The 18074-nt window shown below is 44.0% G+C and carries 14 protein-coding genes; 10 read left to right on the forward strand and 4 right to left on the reverse strand.

Features of this window, described 5'->3' with window-relative positions; genetic code table 11:
- Positions 1-3 precede the first annotated feature (3 nt).
- The 7 genes from ACED48_RS07435 to gpmM all read left to right on the forward strand — a co-directional run bounded on the left by ACED48_RS07435 (position 4) and on the right by gpmM (position 9104).
- Positions 4-1125, forward strand: a complete 1122-nt coding sequence (locus tag ACED48_RS07435) for a glycosyltransferase family 4 protein (RefSeq protein WP_017055396.1) — start codon at positions 4-6, stop codon at positions 1123-1125.
- Positions 1109-1714 carry a sugar transferase gene (locus ACED48_RS07440; protein ID WP_017055395.1) on the forward strand — a complete coding sequence of 202 codons (606 nt, stop codon included), beginning with the start codon at positions 1109-1111 and terminating at the stop codon, positions 1712-1714. Before ACED48_RS07435 ends, ACED48_RS07440 begins: the two co-directional genes overlap by 17 nt.
- A gap of 2 nt (positions 1715-1716) precedes the next feature.
- The gene (locus ACED48_RS07445) at positions 1717-2343 is read left to right on the forward strand and encodes an acetyltransferase (protein WP_017055394.1); all 627 of its coding nucleotides are present in this window, start codon (positions 1717-1719) and stop codon (positions 2341-2343) included.
- 25 nt (positions 2344-2368) lie between these two features.
- Entirely contained in the window at positions 2369-3544 is a 1176-nt protein-coding gene (locus ACED48_RS07450; protein WP_017055393.1) for a DegT/DnrJ/EryC1/StrS aminotransferase family protein, read from the forward strand.
- A gap of 308 nt (positions 3545-3852) precedes the next feature.
- Positions 3853-5787 carry a nucleoside-diphosphate sugar epimerase/dehydratase gene (locus ACED48_RS07455; protein WP_017055392.1) on the forward strand — a complete coding sequence of 645 codons (1935 nt, stop codon included), beginning with the start codon at positions 3853-3855 and terminating at the stop codon, positions 5785-5787.
- Between the two features lie 95 nt (positions 5788-5882).
- Positions 5883-7436 (forward strand): bifunctional GNAT family N-acetyltransferase/carbon-nitrogen hydrolase family protein, encoded by a 1554-nt coding sequence (locus ACED48_RS07460; RefSeq protein ID WP_017055391.1) that lies wholly within the window; start codon positions 5883-5885, stop codon positions 7434-7436.
- Between the two features lie 135 nt (positions 7437-7571).
- The gene (gene gpmM, locus ACED48_RS07465; RefSeq protein WP_017055390.1) at positions 7572-9104 is read left to right on the forward strand and encodes a 2,3-bisphosphoglycerate-independent phosphoglycerate mutase; all 1533 of its coding nucleotides are present in this window, start codon (positions 7572-7574) and stop codon (positions 9102-9104) included.
- Between the two features lie 124 nt (positions 9105-9228).
- On the opposite strand, the gene ACED48_RS07470 is transcribed toward gpmM, so the two are convergent.
- The gene (locus tag ACED48_RS07470) at positions 9229-10566 is read right to left on the reverse strand and encodes an MATE family efflux transporter (protein WP_017055389.1); all 1338 of its coding nucleotides are present in this window, start codon (positions 10564-10566) and stop codon (positions 9229-9231) included.
- Positions 10567-10828: 262 nt separating this feature from the next.
- On the opposite strand from ACED48_RS07470, the gene ACED48_RS07475 reads away from it, so the two are divergent.
- Complete coding sequence (locus ACED48_RS07475) at positions 10829-11119, forward strand: co-chaperone GroES (RefSeq protein WP_010433998.1); 291 nt, start codon at positions 10829-10831, stop codon at positions 11117-11119.
- 51 nt (positions 11120-11170) lie between these two features.
- Positions 11171-12817 carry a chaperonin GroEL gene (groL, locus tag ACED48_RS07480; RefSeq protein ID WP_017055388.1) on the forward strand — a complete coding sequence of 549 codons (1647 nt, stop codon included), beginning with the start codon at positions 11171-11173 and terminating at the stop codon, positions 12815-12817.
- 143 nt (positions 12818-12960) lie between these two features.
- Here the strand turns inward: groL and ACED48_RS07485 are convergent, their stop codons facing one another.
- The 3 genes from ACED48_RS07485 to rnk form a co-directional block, all read right to left on the reverse strand.
- Entirely contained in the window at positions 12961-14769 is a 1809-nt protein-coding gene (locus ACED48_RS07485; protein ID WP_017055387.1) for a hybrid sensor histidine kinase/response regulator, read from the reverse strand.
- A 69-nt stretch (positions 14770-14838) separates the two neighbouring features.
- On the reverse strand, positions 14839-15792 hold the full coding sequence (locus tag ACED48_RS07490; RefSeq protein ID WP_017055386.1) for a diguanylate cyclase domain-containing protein: 954 nt from the start codon (positions 15790-15792) through the stop codon (positions 14839-14841).
- A 283-nt stretch (positions 15793-16075) separates the two neighbouring features.
- Positions 16076-16486 carry a nucleoside diphosphate kinase regulator gene (gene rnk / locus ACED48_RS07495; RefSeq protein WP_017055385.1) on the reverse strand — a complete coding sequence of 137 codons (411 nt, stop codon included), beginning with the start codon at positions 16484-16486 and terminating at the stop codon, positions 16076-16078.
- Between the two features lie 850 nt (positions 16487-17336).
- On the opposite strand from rnk, the gene ACED48_RS07500 reads away from it, so the two are divergent.
- Positions 17337-17894 carry a VC2662 family protein gene (locus ACED48_RS07500; RefSeq protein WP_017055384.1) on the forward strand — a complete coding sequence of 186 codons (558 nt, stop codon included), beginning with the start codon at positions 17337-17339 and terminating at the stop codon, positions 17892-17894.
- Positions 17895-18074 lie beyond the last annotated feature (180 nt).

Genomic DNA, 18074 nt, shown 5'->3' on the forward strand with positions numbered 1-18074 from the left:
AATATGAATATTGTAACCTTAGGTGCATTACCATCATCACTTTATAACTTTCGAGGTGAATTAATTAAATCTTTATCCAATAACTGTCAAGTTGTTGCAATGGCGAGTGTGGCGGACGAGAAAGAAATAGAGCTTATTGAAGGGCTAGGTTGCCGGTATGTAGATTATCCAATATCTAGGAATGGATTAAATCCAGTTAAAGATGTGAGGACATTCTTTTTTCTGTCATCTTTCTTTAGAAATGAATCGAATGATTTAATTTTAGCTTACACTATCAAACCAATTATTTGGGGCGGTCTAGCAGCTAGATTTGCTAACGTTCCTTCATTTTATGCAATGGTAACTGGTCTTGGTTATGCCTTTCAAAAAGGTGGTTTTGCGAAGAATTCACTCAATTCTCTTGTTAAGTTTTTATATCGAGCAGCCTTAAAAAAATCAAAAGGTGTTATCTTTCAAAATAGAGACAATATGCAAGTATTTATTGATGAAGGAATTGTCCCAAAAGATAAATGTTTTCTAGTCAATGGCTCTGGCGTCGATCTCAGCCATTACAAAGTTTCCCCTTTACCTCCAAAGCCTCACTTTTTACTTATTGCTCGTCTACTCGGCGACAAAGGTATTCGTGAATACGCAAAGGCAGCTGAGATAGTTAAACAACAGTATCCTGAAACTGTCTTTGAGCTAGTTGGGCCGAAAGACCCTTCTCCTGATGGAATTAAACTAGATGAAGTCAACAAATGGGTTTCTTCTGGTGCTATCGAATATAGCGGCGCAACAACAGATGTGCGCCCATTTATTGAAAATTGCTCGATCTACGTTTTGCCTTCTTATCACGAAGGAATGCCGCGTACCGTGCTTGAAGCAATGGCGATGGGTAGGCCAATTTTAACTACCGATGTCCCTGGTTGTCGTGAAACTGTCGTTGATGGTGAAAATGGTTGGTTAGTACCAAAAGCTGATGCGAAAGCTTTGGCTGATAAGATGATCTGGTTTATAGAAAACCAAGAACAATGGTCAGTGATGGGCGAGAAAAGTCACACTATGGCAAATGAGAAGTTCGATGTTCATAAAGTGAATGCTGAAATCCTAAAAATTATGGGGCTTTCTGATGAAAAGACTGTTTGATTTTCTAACGTCTCTTATTGCACTTATCTTGCTATCTCCCATTATTGCGTTGGTAGCATGGAAGATCCGAAAAAATCTTGGCTCTCCAGTCTTGTTTCGTCAAACTCGCCCTGGGTTGAATGGAAAGCCATTTGAAATGGTCAAGTTTCGTAGCATGAAAGATGCGGTTGATGCCAAGGGGAACCAATTACCTGACGATGAACGTATGACGCCGTTTGGTGATAAGTTACGTTCAAGCAGCCTAGATGAGTTACCAGGCCTTTGGAACGTTTTGAAGGGTGACATGAGTTTAGTCGGCCCTCGTCCTTTATTGGTGCAATATCTCCCTCTTTATAACAAAGAACAAGCTCGTCGCCATGATGTTCGCCCTGGTATAACGGGGTGGGCTCAAATTAACGGGCGCAATGCAATCAGCTGGGAAGATAAGTTCGAATTAGACGTTTGGTATGTCGATAACAGAACGTTTTGGCTAGATATTAAAATTCTTTTCTTAACGGTAAAGAAAGTATTCGTTAAAGAAGGGATATCAGCAGATGGGCACGTTACCATAGAACCTTTTGCTGGTTCACAGAATCAAGGTAACAACTGATCATGAAAAGCTGTGCCATTTTAGGTGCGAGTGGGCATGGAAAAGTGATTGCCGAGATTGCTGAGCTTAATGGTTATCAGAATATCGTGTTTTTTGATGATCGTTGGCCAAGCTTAAACTCCGTCGAACATTGGGCGGTGTCGGGTGATACAAGCGCGCTGCTCTCTAACGTGAAAGAGTATGACCTTGTTGTTGTCGCGATTGGTCATAATACCACTCGTTGTGTTAAACAACGTGAATTGAGTTCTGCGGGAGCAAACTTTGATGTGCTTGCTCACCCAAGTGCAGTTTTAAGTAAGCATGCCAGTATTGGTGTCGGCTCGGTTATTATGGCAAATGCTGTCGTGAACCCTTTTAGTCATCTTGGCATAAGCTGCATTATTAATACGGGGTCTACTGTCGATCATGACTGCAAGCTCGCTGAAGGTGTCCACATTAGCCCTGGTGTTAACTTAGCTGGCGGCGTTGAAGTTGGTAAAAACACTTGGATAGGAATCGGCAGCCAAGTTAAACAACTTGTTGTTATTGGATGTGATGCTGTCATTGGCGCAGGTTCAACGGTTATCCATAATATTCCAAACTCTCAAACCGTCGTGGGTTCTCCAGCCCGTAAATTTATCAAATCATAAAAATTAAAACTGATTAGGTGACATCGTGCTTAATACATCATTTTCTCCATGGCCTTCGTTTACTCAAGAAGAAGCGGACGCCGTAAGTCAGGTTGTACTTTCAAATAAAGTAAACTATTGGACAGGCCAAGAAGGGCGTGAATTCGAAAAAGAGTTTGCGGCCTGGGTTGGCTGTGAATATGCAGTGGCGCTAGGTAACGGAACGCTAGCGTTAGATATTGCACTTAAAGCTCTAGGGGTAAGTCAAGGTGATGAAGTGATTACTACATCGCGGACTTTTTTGGCGTCAGCTTCCTCGATAGTGACGGCGGGAGCAATCCCTGTTTTCGCTGATGTGGATTTGAATAGTCAAAACATTACCGCTGAATCAATACAAGCGGTACTTACACCAAAAACAAAAGCGGTGATCGTGGTCCACCTTGCTGGTATGCCTGCCGAGATGGATGCAATTATGGCGCTTTCTGAAAAGCATGGCTTTAAGGTTATTGAAGATTGTGCTCAGGCGCATGGTGCTAAATACAAAGGTCGCAGCGTCGGTACGATTGGTGATATTGGTGCTTGGTCTTTCTGCCAAGACAAGATCATGACGACAGGTGGCGAAGGTGGCATGGTAACCACTAACGACAAAGAGCTATGGTCGTTTATGTGGTCTTATAAGGATCATGGTAAAAGCTTTGATGCTATTTACAACCGCGAGCACCCACCGGGCTTCCGTTGGCTTCATGAACGCTTTGGTACCAACTGGCGTATGACAGAAATGCAAGCGGTTATTGGTCGTATCCAAATCCAACGCATGGCTGAATGGACCCAACAGCGTCAGTCTAATGCTGCTATTATTGAAGCGGCGATTGCTGAACTTTCAATTGTTCGAAGTGTGGAAGTTCCAGATTACATCGAACATGCAGAATATAAACATTACGTGTTTATTCGCCCTGAACATCTAAAACCAGGTTGGACTCGTGATAAAATTGTTGAAGCGATTGTTGAACGCGGTGTACCTGCCTATCAAGGCAGTTGTTCTGAGGTTTACCGAGAAAAAGCATTTGATGGCACAAGTTACAGGCCAGAAGCGCCGTTAAAGAACGCCGTTGAGTTAGGTGAAACCAGCTTAATGTTTTTAGTGCACCCAACTTTATTACAAGGTGAGATTGAGAAAGCGGCTGAAGTTATTCGTGCTGTTCTCATTGAAGCACAAGCTTAATCAACCCTATAAGTAAAAAGGACTTTTCTTTCAGTATCTTTGGTCTCAGCATTATTGGCTTATTTGCTTGAGTTTCCAATATATGAGATGCCAGTTAGTTTAAGATCCTTTCTTTGATAGGTCATAAATTCCCCAATAGGTGAAAGTTGTCGAATTGTCGGGGTGTTTATATCCATCAAAATTGAAGCTTGAATTAAATATTCAGGCTGTCGTTTACACGTTCTTCTTGTGAACTTCAAACATGTTCAATACATCCCACTCATGCAGTCTTTGTGGTTTATTAAATACTAATAAATAAGAATACTTCTATGCAACGTCTACATTTCATATGGCACCTTTCTCGTTTTAAAAAGCGAGTTATCAGTGTTTCTATTGATACTTTACTTATTATCTTTGCTCTGCATATTGCGTTGTGGACAAGGTTAGGTGAATTTCATTTCTTGAATAATGGTGACAACTTATTACTGACAGGCTTAACAGTAATAACGACGGTCATTGCTTTTACTAAAATAGGACTTTATCGCGCCGTTCTTCGCTACCTTACCTTTCAAGCGCTGTTTGTAGTGATGGCTGGTGCAATATTTTCGGCAGTATCTTTGGCGATATTTGCTTATTACTTGCAAGAGCCGATCCCTCGCACAGTACCTATTATTTATGGTGCTTATTTAGCTTTGTTATGTGGTGGTTCTCGTTTAGTGGTTCGTAACCTTATTGCGACGACTTCACCGTCTAAAGATTCACCCGAAGAAGTATTAATTTACGGTGCGGGATCTGGTGGCCGACAATTGGCCTTAGCGTTAAGGGCGTCTGGGAGCTATCGAGTACGCGCGTTTATTGATGAAGATAGAACATTAACTCATACCGTTATTTTAGGTTTACCGGTTATCGATTTAGATAAAACGGAACGTTTGATCGAGAAGTACGACATTTCTAAGATATTGCTAGCAATACCCAGTGCCTCTCGTGCACGCCGTAAGCAAGTGTTGAATTTGTTAGCGCCACTGCCTGTTGAGATTCAAACCGTTCCAGAAATGGCTGATATTGTGTCAGGTAAAGCGAAAATTGATGAGCTTACTGATGTTCCCATTGAAGATTTGTTAGGTCGTGATGCGGTTGAGCCTCAGCAGGCTTTAATGGAAGCCAATATCAAGAATAAAGTGGTGATGGTGACCGGTGCCGGTGGCTCAATCGGTTCTGAACTTTGTCGTCAAATCCTAAAGCAACAACCTAAAACGCTAGTTTTATTTGAAGTCTCTGAGTTTGGCTTGTATCAAATCGACCGTGAGCTTTGTTTAGCAAAAGAAACCCAAGGTTATGATGTTGAAATTGTGCCGTTATTGGGCTCAGTTCAGCGTTCACACCGCCTGTTAACTTCCATGCAGTCTTTTGGCGTTCAAACGGTTTATCATGCAGCTGCTTATAAACATGTCCCTCTTGTCGAGTATAATGTAGTAGAAGGTGTGCGTAACAATGTTTATGGCACTTACTACACAGCTAAAGCGGCTATCGAAGCCGGCGTTGAATCTTTTGTGCTTATCTCGACAGATAAAGCGGTGCGCCCAACCAATGTGATGGGCACAACCAAGCGTATGGCTGAACTAGGTTTGCAGGCGTTGGCCGAGCAAGAGAACCAAAAAGAGAATGGCACACGTTTTTGTATGGTTCGCTTTGGTAATGTACTTGGGTCTTCTGGCTCGGTAATTCCTTTGTTTAAAAAGCAGATTAAGGCCGGTGGTCCACTCACCGTTACCCACCGTGATATTACCCGTTTCTTTATGACCATTCCTGAAGCAGCGCAGCTAGTTATCCAAGCTGGCGCAATGGGCAAAGGTGGCGATGTATTCGTTCTTGATATGGGCGAATCGGTCAAAATCACAGATCTTGCAGAAAACTTGATCAACCTTTCAGGGCTTTCTGTGAAGAATGAAGAGAACCCTCATGGCGATATTGAGATTCAATTTTCTGGTCTTCGACCTGGCGAGAAACTTTATGAAGAATTGTTGATTGGAGACAACGTAGAGCCAACGGCTCATGCTCGGATCATGACCGCTCAAGAAGTCTTCTTGCCGATAGAAGAATACGACACTTTACTAGAATCTTTAGATTTTGCTTGTCATAACCTACAGCATGAAACGATACGTCAACTTCTCGTCGACGCGCCGGCTGGGTTTAAACCGACTGATGGGGTTGGTGATTTGGTTTGGAATGCCACTCAAGTACGAAAAGAGGTTGTAGGAGTCTAGAGCGCGCTGATCTTACTCTCGGTTAGGTGTATGTATCGGTCAAAATATGGCATTCTCATTGTTACTGTTTAAAAAGGACACATGGATAGTAGGATATGGATACCAACTCGCATCAACTCTCTTTACGCACCATTGAACCATCGGATTACACCGAGCTCGCGGCATTAATGGATCTCGTCTTTCCTGATGTTGGAGGGGCGTGGCCACGTTTGACCATCCTGGATCTGATTCATCAGTTTCCTGATGGGCAAATTTGTATTGAAGATAACGGTAAGATCATCGGCGCCGCTTTGACGATTAAGGTGAATTACAATCGCTTTTCTCTCCCTCACCTTTATACGGACATCATCACGGAAAACAACGTGATTCAGAACCAAGTGACAGGCGATGCCATGTATGGTTTGGATGTCTTTGTGCACCCCGATTACCGAGGGCTCCGTTTGGGCCGCCGTTTGTATAATGCTCGTAAAGAACTGTGCCGGAGCAAAAACTTTAAAGCCATATTAGCGGGCGGTCGCATTCCTCATTACCACGAACATGCGAATGAACTGAGCGTGGCGGAATACATCGATAAAGTAAAACGTCGTGAACTTCATGATCCCATTTTGTCGTTTCAGTTAGCGAATGATTTCGATGTGAAACGAATTATGCGCGGCTATCTACCCGAAGACGACGCATCCAAAGGGTATGCCACGCTGCTGGAGTGGGATAACTTTTTCTATGAAGAAGACATTCAATCGGTTCACGATGTAGAGAAAAACCTGATCCGCATTGGCGTGGTGCAATGGCAAATGCGCGCCATGAACGATTTAGAAGATTTGCTCGATCAAGCGGAGTTCTTCATTTCTTCTCTGGCCAATTACCAAGCTGACTTCGCGCTGTTCCCTGAATTTTTTAACGCGCCACTGATGGGGCTGAAAAAGGAACAAAATTCGGTCGAGGCCATCCGTTTTCTCGCTGGCTTCACAGAAGAGATCAAATCGCGCTTTTCCCAATTAGCGGTGACCTACAACATCAATATCATCGCCGGTAGTATGCCGATTATTGAAGAAGACGGTAAGTTGTATAACGTCGCTTACCTACTGCAGCGTGACGGCAGCATTAATGCTCAGTACAAAATCCACATTACGCCTCATGAACAAAGAGATTGGGTGATTGATGGTGGCGACAAGGTACAGGTGTTTGATACGGATGCAGGTAAAGTGGGCATACTCATTTGTTACGACAGCGAGTTCCCGGAGCTGGGTCGAATGATGGCGGAGCAGGGCGCACAAATTGTGTTTGTGCCGTTTTGGACGGATACCAAAAATGGTTACCAGCGCGTTCGTATTTGTTCACAAGCGCGAGCGATCGAGAATGAATGTTATGTGGCGATTGGTGGCAGTGTTGGCAACCTACCTCGTGTTGATAATGTCGATATTCAATACGCACAGTCAGCCGTGTTCTCACCCTCAGACATTTATTTCCCGCACGATGCAACATTGACAGAAGCCAGTGCCAATACCGAAATGATCATTTTTGCAGATGTCGATTTAACGAAGCTTAAGCAGCTTAATATGGAAGGATCGGTCACTAACTTACGCCACCGTCGACTTGATTTATACGGGGGCTTTACCAAAGCAAACATGAGATCATCAAATACAAAATGATGCTTTTTTTCATGTTCAGTTGCCCGACCTGCGCCCTTTCTTGATCTTCCGCTACAGTTTTGACTGTAAACTGTAGTAAAATTACGCTAATTTGTTTCTATACCGATTTATTTTGAATTGAACGAGGTCAGTCCTATGTCAGCTAAGAAGCCAATGGCTCTAGTGATCCTTGACGGTTACGGTTACCGTGAAGACAACCAAGACAACGCGATCGCGAACGCGAATACACCAGTAATCGACGGTCTTATCGCTAACCAACCTAACACGCTAATCTCGGCTTCTGGCTTAGATGTAGGCCTACCTGATGGCCAAATGGGTAACTCTGAAGTGGGTCACACCAACATTGGTGCGGGCCGCGTGGTATACCAAGATTTAACGCGTATTACGAAATCAATCGCAGACGGCGAATTTGGTCAAACTGAAACGCTAGTGAACGCTATCGATAAAGCGGTAAAAGCTGAGAAAGCCGTGCACATCATGGGCCTTATGTCGCCAGGTGGCGTTCACTCTCATGAAGACCACATCTACGCAGCGGTTGAAATGGCCGCTGAACGTGGCGCAGAGAAAATCTACCTACACGCATTCCTAGACGGCCGTGATACGCCGCCACGTAGCGCAGAAAACACATTAGCGCGCTTCCAAGCGTTATTCGCGAAACTAGGCAAAGGCCGCGTGGCTTCGCTTATTGGTCGTTACTACGCAATGGACCGTGATAACAACTGGGATCGCGTTCAAGAATCTTACGACCTGCTGACTCAAGCAAAAGCGGAATTCACATTCGACACGGCCGTAGCTGGCCTAGAAGCGGCTTACGCTCGTGAAGAAAACGATGAGTTTGTTAAAGCAACGGAAATCAAAGCGGAAGGCGAAGAGTCTGCGGCTATCGTTGATGGCGATGCGGTTATCTTCATGAACTACCGTGCCGACCGTGCGCGTGAAATCACACGTGCATTCGTGCCTAATTTCGACGGCTTTGAGCGTAGCGTATTCCCAGCAATCGACTTTGTGATGCTGACTCAATACGCAGCAGACATCCCACTGCTTTGTGCATTCCCACCGGCTTCTCTAGAGAACACGTACGGTGAGTGGCTATCGAAAGCAGGCAAAACGCAGCTACGTATCTCTGAAACCGAGAAATACGCGCACGTGACGTTCTTCTTCAACGGCGGTAAAGAAGACGAGTTTGAAGGCGAAGAGCGTCAGCTTGTGGCTTCTCCAAAAGTCGCAACTTACGACCTGCAGCCAGAAATGAGCGCGCCAGAGCTAACTGACAAGTTGGTTGCCGCAATCAAAGGCGGCAAATACGACGCTATCGTGTGTAACTTCCCTAATTGTGACATGGTTGGCCACACAGGCGTTTACGATGCAGCGGTTAAAGCGGTAGAGTCGCTAGACGAATGTCTTGGCAAAGTGGTTGAAGCCATCAAAGAAGCCGATGGCCAACTGCTTATCACAGCGGACCATGGTAACGCGGAAATGATGGTAAACCCAGAAACGGGCGGCATCCACACAGCGCACACTAACCTACCAGTGCCACTTATCTACGTGGGCAGCAAAGACGTTGAGTTCAAAGAAGGCGGTAAGCTGTCTGACTTAGCACCAACGATGCTTTCTCTGTCTGGTATTGATATCCCAGCTGAAATGTCAGGTGACGTGCTCGTTAAGTAGTCAGTAGTTAAGTAATGGTTTGGCTCAGCGGTTCACGTTGAGCTTTAACGATTTTGAAAGCCCGCACTTCAAAGTGCGGGCTTTTTTATAGATGCGAGATACGAGTAAACGGGATGCGAAGAACTTACCCGCATCTCGAATCTTTCTCTACTCGAAGCGCAAAGCAGTATCCGGTAATACCGCCGACAATATTCCCCAAGGCTAAGCCAATAAACAACCCTTCGACGCCATCGATTTGGCTGCCTATCCACGCAAAGGGTAGGGTAAACACAAACAGGCGCATGAAGCTCCATTGGAAGGCTTTTAGTGGTTGATGCATCGCGTTCATGCCGCTGATCAGCATCATCACAATGCCTTGGAACCCATAGCTAAAGGGTACAACTAGCAGGTAATGCCATAATATGCCTCGCACCGACTCTTCTTGAGAGAACAGAGCGGCCAAAGGAATGCTCAGCGGTACCATCATTAAGAAAACCAAACCTTGAAACAATACGGCAAAACGCATGCTCAAAAAGAGCCCGTCAAAGCTGCGTTTAGGGTTGTTTGCGCCAAAGTTCTGCGCCATGAAAGGGGTCAGGGCCGAGGTGAGAGACATTAATACGATGATAAGAATCGATTCAATACGTTGCGCTGCGCCATAAGCGGCCACGGCTTCAGTGCCTTGTTTGGCTAACATCATCATGATGATAGCGCCAGCAAGTGGGTTTAGGGCATTAGAGAGTGCGGCTGGGGTGCCTATTTTTAAGGTCTGTCGCCAGTCATTGATGATATTGGCCAGTTTAGGGGGAGCCAACAGTTTCTCTCGTATGGTTAACACATACAGTGAGCCACACAAGGCTCCAAACCAACTAAAACCGCTGGCAATGGCTGCGCCTTGAATCCCCAGCTCAGGAAAAGGCCCATAACCAAAGATGAGTAGCGGATCTAAGACGCCATTGATCAGCCCTGCGATCATCATAATTTTGGCTGGCGTTTTGGTGTCGCCGCTGGCTCGTATGGCGCTGTTGCCTGCCATTGGGATAACCAGTAATGGGATGGCCAGATACCACACCCACATGTATTCCGATATCAGCGGCAATAACGCTTGCTTTGCCCCTAACTGAATAAACATAGGCTCTAAGAAAATAATACCCATCGTTGAAGCGCAGCCGACAAGCAGTAAGGCAAGCAGTAAGCCATGACAGGTAAAACGTGCCGCATTTTGTGCGCTGCCTTGGCCAAGTAATCGGCCAATACACGTCGATAAACCAATACCAATGCCCATGGTGATGCAGTTGATGGCAAAGGTAACCGGAAAAGTAAAACTGACCGCCGCTAAGGCTTGGGTGCCAAGCAACGAGATAAAGAAGGTGTCGACTAGGTTAAACATCAAGATCGCCACCATACCGAAGATGGTCGGTATGGTCATAGTGCGCAGAGTGTTTGCTATCGGGGCGGTTAAAAGCCCGTGCTTATCTTGCATGTAAAACGCCGATTGAAACGAAAAACGTAGGATAAATCAGAATGAATCAAATGTAGAGAGCGGATAAACAGATGCGGGATAGGGAGGCTTCTTTTTTCTTTTTTCGCTACTCGTTCATTTGCATCTCGAATCTGCTCTTTCGATCACAATTTTTATCTTTTCCCCCCTTGGGATCTTCCACATTGCCCCCAACATATTGAGTAACCTCATGCCAATCGTGGCAACTATCATATTAAATGGAAATTATCAGGAGATACGACCGATGAATATCCGTCCTCTACACGACCGAGTTATCGTTGAGCGCCAAGAAGTTGAATCTAAGTCTGCTGGTGGCATCGTTCTAACTGGTTCTGCCGCTGAAAAATCAACGCGCGGTATTATTCTAGCTGTTGGCAAAGGCCGCATTCTAGAAAACGGTTCAGTACAACCGTTGGACGTTAAAGTTGGCGACACCGTTATCTTTGCAGAAGGCTACGGCACTAAAACTGAAAAGATCGATGGCAAAGAAGTTCTGATCATGTCTGAAAACGACATCATGGCGATCGTTGAGTAATCCGACCCATAAAACTGAACTTACTGAATAAAGAATTGAAAGGAAATTAAGATGGCTGCAAAAGACGTTAAATTTGGTAACGACGCACGTATTAAAATGCTAGAAGGTGTAAACGTTCTGGCTGACGCAGTAAAAGTAACGTTGGGCCCTAAAGGCCGTAACGTTGTTCTAGACAAATCATTTGGCGCACCGACTATCACTAAAGATGGTGTGTCAGTGGCTCGTGAAATTGAACTTGAAGACAAGTTCCAAAACATGGGTGCACAAATGGTGAAAGAAGTGGCTTCGCAAGCGAATGACGCGGCGGGCGACGGCACAACAACAGCAACCGTATTGGCTCAGTCTATTATCGCTGAAGGCCTAAAAGCGGTTGCTGCTGGCATGAACCCAATGGATCTTAAGCGTGGTATCGACAAAGCGGTTATCGCAGCGGTTGAAGAGCTGAAGAACCTTTCTGTGCCATGTTCAGACACTAAAGCGATTGCTCAAGTCGGTACTATCTCTGCGAACTCTGACGCAACAGTCGGTAACATCATTGCTGAAGCGATGGAAAAAGTAGGTCGTGATGGCGTAATCACGGTTGAAGAAGGTCAGGCTCTGCAAGATGAGCTAGACGTAGTAGAAGGTATGCAGTTCGACCGCGGTTATCTGTCACCTTACTTCATCAACAACCAAGAAGCGGGTTCTGTTGATCTAGAAAGCCCATTCATTCTTCTTATTGATAAGAAAGTGTCGAACATCCGTGAACTGCTTCCGACTCTAGAAGCAGTAGCAAAAGCATCTCGTCCACTTCTAATCATCGCTGAAGATGTAGAAGGCGAAGCGCTAGCAACGCTTGTTGTGAACAACATGCGTGGCATCGTGAAAGTGGCAGCGGTTAAAGCACCTGGTTTCGGTGATCGTCGTAAGTCTATGCTGCAAGATATCGCTATCCTAACAGGTGGTACGGTTATCTCTGAAGAGATCGGCCTAGACCTTGAGAAAGTAACGCTAGAAGACCTAGGTCAAGCTAAGCGCATTACTATCACTAAAGAGAACTCAACCATCATTGATGGCGCGGGCGAAGAAACAATGATTCAAGGTCGTGTTGCTCAAATCCGTCAACAAATCGAAGATGCAACGTCAGACTACGACAAAGAGAAGCTTCAAGAACGTGTCGCTAAGCTAGCTGGCGGTGTTGCAGTGATCAAAGTAGGCGCAGCAACTGAAGTTGAGATGAAAGAGAAGAAAGACCGCGTTGAAGATGCCCTTCACGCAACTCGTGCTGCCGTTGAAGAAGGTGTGGTTGCTGGTGGTGGTGTTGCACTTATCCGTGCTGCATCTAAAGTTGCTGGCCTTGAAGGTGACAACGAAGAGCAAAACGTCGGTATCCGTGTTGCACTGCGTGCAATGGAATCGCCGATTCGTCAAATCACTAAGAACGCTGGCGATGAAGAATCAGTGGTTGCTAACAACGTTCGTGCTGGCGAAGGTAACTACGGTTACAACGCGGCGACTGGCGAATACGGCGACATGATTGCAATGGGTATCCTAGATCCAACTAAGGTAACTCGCTCTGCACTTCAGTTCGCAGCATCGGTTGCGGGTCTGATGATCACAACAGAAGCGATGATCACAGATAAGCCTCAAGACGCAGCGCCTGCAATGCCTGATATGGGTGGCATGGGCGGTATGGGTGGCATGGGCGGTATGATGTAATCATCCCCCTGACTTAATCCTATAAAGTCTGAAAAGCCCCGTAAATGTCGCGTTTACGGGGCTTTTGTTTGTTTTGAGTTTCTACAATCAAAAATGCTAACGCCGTTATTGAGCTCATCAAATACAATTTCTGAATTAAAGGGCTAACCAACGGCGGCTCTGTACATAGAGCAATATAGATCTTCTACTTTGATTGGTTTGGGAAGGGCGTCTTCAAACCCTTTACTGAGGTAGTCTTTGATTTCACTCTCTTTTACGTTCGCGGTGACCGCTATAATCGGTATCTCTGGTCGTATTTGCTTAATCTTTTGGCAAGCGGTCACTCCATCCATTATCGGCATCTGAATATCCATTAAGATAAGCTGAATATCATCAGACAACATATCCAGAGCCTCTTGCCCATCACTAGCGGTAATGGGGGAAATGCCAATATTATTAAGAAATTTAGTGATGATAATTTTATTAACTCTATTATCCTCCGCCACAAGAACACCTAAACCTTTTAGGGCGGAATAATCCTCAGGGTCTTTTGTTACATCAACCTTTTGTTCTCCGTCATTCGAGAATGGAAAATTGAGGTGTAGAATAACGGTTGTCCCAGAGCCTAGCTCACTGGATACTTCTATTGTTCCGCCCATTAAGTCCATGAGTGATTTGACAATAGACATTCCTAACCCAGTCCCGCCATAAGTACGTGAGATAGAACTATCACCCTGTTCAAATTCATCGAATAGTTTAGCTAGGGACGAAGGACTCATCCCAATTCCAGTGTCAGTAATTTCGACCCGAATATCTCCTGATGCACCTAGCTCTTGGACGGTTAAAGTTACAGACCCGTTTTCGGTAAACTTTGTCGCGTTATTGAGTACATTAAACATGACTTGTTTAAAGCGTAAGCCATCGCAAAGCCGAATTGGAAAGTGGAGATTATTAGAAAAATGAAACGTTATACCTTTATTTTCACATACTGTTGCGTAAATCGTCTCAATCGAAGTTAACAAATCAGCTACATTATACTCTTCTATATTGAGGCTGTATCTGTTTGAGTTAAGGCTGGTGAAATCGAGAATATCATCAACTAACGTCACTAACATGTCGCTACATAAAATCGCATTTTTCACCGATACCCGAGTGTCTTTGTCTACTTCTTGAGAATCAATGAGTTGTAAACTGCCATGAATACCATTAATCGGTGTTTTAAGCTCGTGAGATATTTTCGCTAGTAAGTTAGATTTGGCATGGTTTGCATCTTCTAACTCTGATGTTAATGCTTCGAGGTCTTGCACTTTGCTTTCCAGCTCTTCAACGTTAGAACTGATAATACTCTCTGCCTTTTTGTTATAACGATAGAAGTAGATTAACAATGAAAAAAACAAAAAAGATAATAGAAAGACTGAACTGAGGAGCCAGTTTTTTGTTTCGGTCATTTCTTGTCGTAACACGACTTCGCCATGATGTACCGATGTTCGCAATGCTTGAAGTACATGTTTTTCGTACTCTTCTTTTAGGGAAAAGTATTTATCATTTAACAGTAAAGATTGGGCGTCAGAGTAGTGCTGCCTTTTGGCTAGCTCAATTGCCCTCATTTCTATTGCTATGAGCTGATCATTCGTGTGGGAAGTCGTTTCAATGGCCTCTTTTACTCTAGGCTCTAAATACTCAGCCATCTTTAACGCGTTATCTAACTTATCTGCTGTCTCTAAGTAACGTTCTTCCCAATGAGGATTTTGAGTAAAAGCATACATTCGTGCCGACATGGTTAATACTTCATCAAAATATATAATGTCTTGAGTCGCTTGTTTAATCGCTGATAGGTGTTTGTCTATGGTGTTTCTTTCTTGAAGATTACTGAACAAAAAAGGAGTGAGCGATAATACACCTACCCCAAATACACAAACCAAGATGATGATATTGACTTTGAGAGTCTTCACTTTGTTTAGATCTTGTGGCATAACTCACTCTATAATATATTCATTTAATTGCACTTATTATAGGTCATCTAGATAAGCACTGCCCCTCGTTTAAAGGTACAAGATTTTTACGCCATTTTTGCCATCTTTTTTGATGTGATACATCGCCAGATCGGACTGGTGGTACACCTCATCGAAGTGATACTCCCCTTGATTAAACAGACACACACCAATACTCATTCCGATGGTGACACCCGTCAACATCTGGTTGCTTTCAGGCACAACGGTTTTTAACAGTTCGTCACAAAAAAACATCACCTCTTTTTGTTCTGTATTGGGGTATAAAACGACAAATTCATCCCCGCCAATCCGTCCAATTTGTGCTTGTTCTGAGGCGAATGAAACAAAGCGCTCTGCGATAAAACTCAGTATTCGATCACCGGTCTGATGCCCTAAAGTGTCATTCACTGCTTTAAAGTTATCGATATCAATAAAGATCATCGCGGCTTTTTGTAACGTATTCGAACGCTTCATTTCATTAAAATGCTTCTCGATAGATTGTCTATTGAGTAACCCCGTCAGCTTATCGGTTGAGGCCAATATTGCGAGCTGTTGCTCAAAGCGTTTTTCTTTCGTGATATCGATGTGCGTGCCCATTACCCGAATCGGGGTTCCATTCGTATCAAACTCTACAGTCCGGCCTCTATCGTACACATAACTATCGCTCCCATCTTTATGAGTCATGCGATAAACAACCTCATACAAATCAGTATTCCCCGTGAAGTGATCCTCAAAAGCTTTGAGGGCTTGGTGATAATCATCGGGGTGTAAGTTATTTTTCCAAGTTTCAAACGTCGCGTTCAGCTCATGAGGTTGGTAGCCAAGCATTTTCCCCCAATCCATATTAAAGATGGTGAGCTTTCCTGAAGGAATATGGTGCTCCCATAGACATAGTCCATTACTGTCGAGTGCGGCATTCAATTTTTCTTGTAGACGAGTATTGTGTCGTTTGAGCTCTGCATTTTCTTTTTTGAGTTGCGCAATTATGTCTAAAGAGGCTTGCATTATTTTTTATCTACACTGTGGGGGTAGTATCAAAAATATAAATAAAAATAATGAACTTTTCTACTGTTGTCATAGCAAACTTATCTTCGCCCCCTTCGGTCTGGAACTGAGTTTTAGAGAGGGCTGCACGTTACCAACGTAATTTCAGAGACAGGTTATAGCGCCTAAGCGGTCGCTGTTTTTAGATGCAGGATGGGTCTTGCTTCGAAGTGGGGTCGTGAGCGACAGGAAGTACTGGTGTTCTTAAAATGCTCAAGTGGATTCATTTGAGCATTTTCTTTCGCTACAGGCGGTATTCGCCAGCCCTTTCTGGTTGGTATGTAATATCTAGGATCGTGACATCAACTTGAGACCCATCTGGCTTCGTCCATTGAATGGAATGGCCGGTGGATAGGCCAATCAAAGCACTCCCTATCGGCGCTAAAATTGAGATTTTTGTGCCGCTACTGTCCACGTCTTTTGGGTAAACCAAAGTCAAAGAAAACTCTTTCTTTGTCGCATCGATTGAAAATGTCACTGTTGAATTCATCGTGACTATGTTGTCAGGCAGTTGATCGGGCTCAAGAATGGTCCCACGCTCCAATTCTTGTTCGAGTTGCTCTGTAGACGGGCTGTTGCGTGGTAAAGACTCAATCAGGTCATAGATTCTATCGACATCTAAGGATGAGAGTGTGATATCCGGTTTCGTATTCATATTTTCCTCATAAATAATAGCGCTGACGTGTTAGACAGCGCTAAGCATTAAACTAAGTATTTGATCTAACGTCTTATTACTCAGTCAACATTAAAGTAAATAGGAGGTTAGACAGATAAAACCACAACTTGGATGACCGTGTTTTGGATGACAGTGTTGTTTGATAACAGTGTTGTTGCTCTAATCCATCCGTGTTGTTGTCTAGTAAGTGAGTGTTAATCCAATGTTTGAGTAACGATAGATTGAGTCGGTGTGTTGTGAAATAAACACCTTCGCAAGGTAGCCTAAAGTTGGTCGTGTTTTTAGACACAACTCTCTATCTGAAACGTATTTGGGTGGTGAGCTTATCGGTGTTTGTATGGTTTTGTATTAAGTGAGAATTATCACTGACCATTCGGCTCGAAGTAGAAGTGCCGTCACGATAAGCTTTTTGGTCAACACTTTCCCCATGGAGATGACTCTACTCTAGATACCCCTGAAATCAAGCTCGAAGTGCGATACTTCATGGGTCAGATAATCAATTGTTGAGAATAAGAGATATCAATCAAAAACATGGTGTTTGGTTCTCATCGGATTCTCAATTTATAGGGTATTAAGCGTCCACAGTGGCAAAGAATGATGACCTGTTTAACCAGAACCTTCCGGTTGTATGGTTGTCCGGGGATAGGGGGCTTCATTGCGCTTTATGAGTTTAAAGCTATATTCAACAGTATAGTCATGACATTGTTTTAACATGGGTGACTGTATAATAAAGGACAATAGACGCTTGATTTAGAATGTATAAATCAGGTTAATAATAAATCAAAGCAACAATAAATCTAGGCAATAATAAGTCAGTGGAGACTCCCCAATGAAAAAACTACTTTCGATACTTGCTGTTTCTGCAGCAGTGATGGCACCAGCAGCATTTGCTTCTTCGCCTGTTATGTTCTCAACGATCAACGGTTTTAACGCACCAGACGCCGATGCGGTTGGCGGTGTACGTGTTGCGCTGCTGCATGGTCAAGTGAGCGATCTAAAAGGCCTTGATCTTGCCGTTGTTGGCATGTCTGAAACGCAAACCACAACCGGTGTCAACCTAGGTATTTTCGGCGCATCAAAAGTGAACCAAGAGATGACAGGTGCTTCACTTGGCTTCTTCAACTGGAATACGGGTAACACAACCGGTGTAAACCTAGGTGCCGTGAACATTACTAACGATGTTAAAGGTGCCAACGTAAGTTTCGTCAACTACTCTGAAGGTAACACTTTGGTTGATGTAGGTGCCGCGAACTTATCTGAAGTATCAACCGTTCAGGTGGGTATTTTCAATAAAACAAACAAGATTGAAGGCGTACAAGTTGGTTTGATCAACTGTGCTGACAACGGTTTCTTCCCATGTTTCCCAATTATTAACTTCGCTAAATAATTGAGTTTTCGTTTGTTATTGAAAAATCGAACTAATGACTAACGCCTAAACCTATGGTTTAGGCGTTGTTTTAATAACGGTTTATAGCTCATGTCACCAAGGTTTAGTTTTCGCTACCTTCTGGTTCATTGAGTCGAAAGGCTCGAATAGGGGCGGTGACTCTGAGTCGATACGATCTGA

The organism is Vibrio sp. 5S239, from assembly GCF_041439575.1.
GTDB lineage: Bacteria > Pseudomonadota > Gammaproteobacteria > Enterobacterales > Vibrionaceae > Vibrio > Vibrio kanaloae.

What these genes read in the sequence shown, in the direction of transcription:
- ACED48_RS07435 (WP_017055396.1), top strand. Translation starts at nt 4, where the DNA reads ATGAATATTGTAACCTTAGGTGCATTACCATCATCACTTTATAACTTT.
- ACED48_RS07440 (WP_017055395.1), top strand. Translation starts at nt 1,109, where the DNA reads ATGAAAAGACTGTTTGATTTTCTAACGTCTCTTATTGCACTTATCTTG.
- ACED48_RS07445 (WP_017055394.1), top strand. Translation starts at nt 1,717, where the DNA reads ATGAAAAGCTGTGCCATTTTAGGTGCGAGTGGGCATGGAAAAGTGATT.
- ACED48_RS07455 (WP_017055392.1), top strand. Translation starts at nt 3,853, where the DNA reads ATGCAACGTCTACATTTCATATGGCACCTTTCTCGTTTTAAAAAGCGA.
- ACED48_RS07460 (WP_017055391.1), top strand. Translation starts at nt 5,883, where the DNA reads ATGGATACCAACTCGCATCAACTCTCTTTACGCACCATTGAACCATCG.
- gpmM (WP_017055390.1), top strand. Translation starts at nt 7,572, where the DNA reads ATGTCAGCTAAGAAGCCAATGGCTCTAGTGATCCTTGACGGTTACGGT.
- ACED48_RS07470 (WP_017055389.1), bottom strand. Translation starts at nt 10,566, where the DNA reads ATGCAAGATAAGCACGGGCTTTTAACCGCCCCGATAGCAAACACTCTG.
- ACED48_RS07475 (WP_010433998.1), top strand. Translation starts at nt 10,829, where the DNA reads ATGAATATCCGTCCTCTACACGACCGAGTTATCGTTGAGCGCCAAGAA.
- groL (WP_017055388.1), top strand. Translation starts at nt 11,171, where the DNA reads ATGGCTGCAAAAGACGTTAAATTTGGTAACGACGCACGTATTAAAATG.
- ACED48_RS07485 (WP_017055387.1), bottom strand. Translation starts at nt 14,769, where the DNA reads ATGCCACAAGATCTAAACAAAGTGAAGACTCTCAAAGTCAATATCATC.
- ACED48_RS07490 (WP_017055386.1), bottom strand. Translation starts at nt 15,792, where the DNA reads ATGCAAGCCTCTTTAGACATAATTGCGCAACTCAAAAAAGAAAATGCA.
- rnk (WP_017055385.1), bottom strand. Translation starts at nt 16,486, where the DNA reads ATGAATACGAAACCGGATATCACACTCTCATCCTTAGATGTCGATAGA.
- ACED48_RS07500 (WP_017055384.1), top strand. Translation starts at nt 17,337, where the DNA reads ATGAAAAAACTACTTTCGATACTTGCTGTTTCTGCAGCAGTGATGGCA.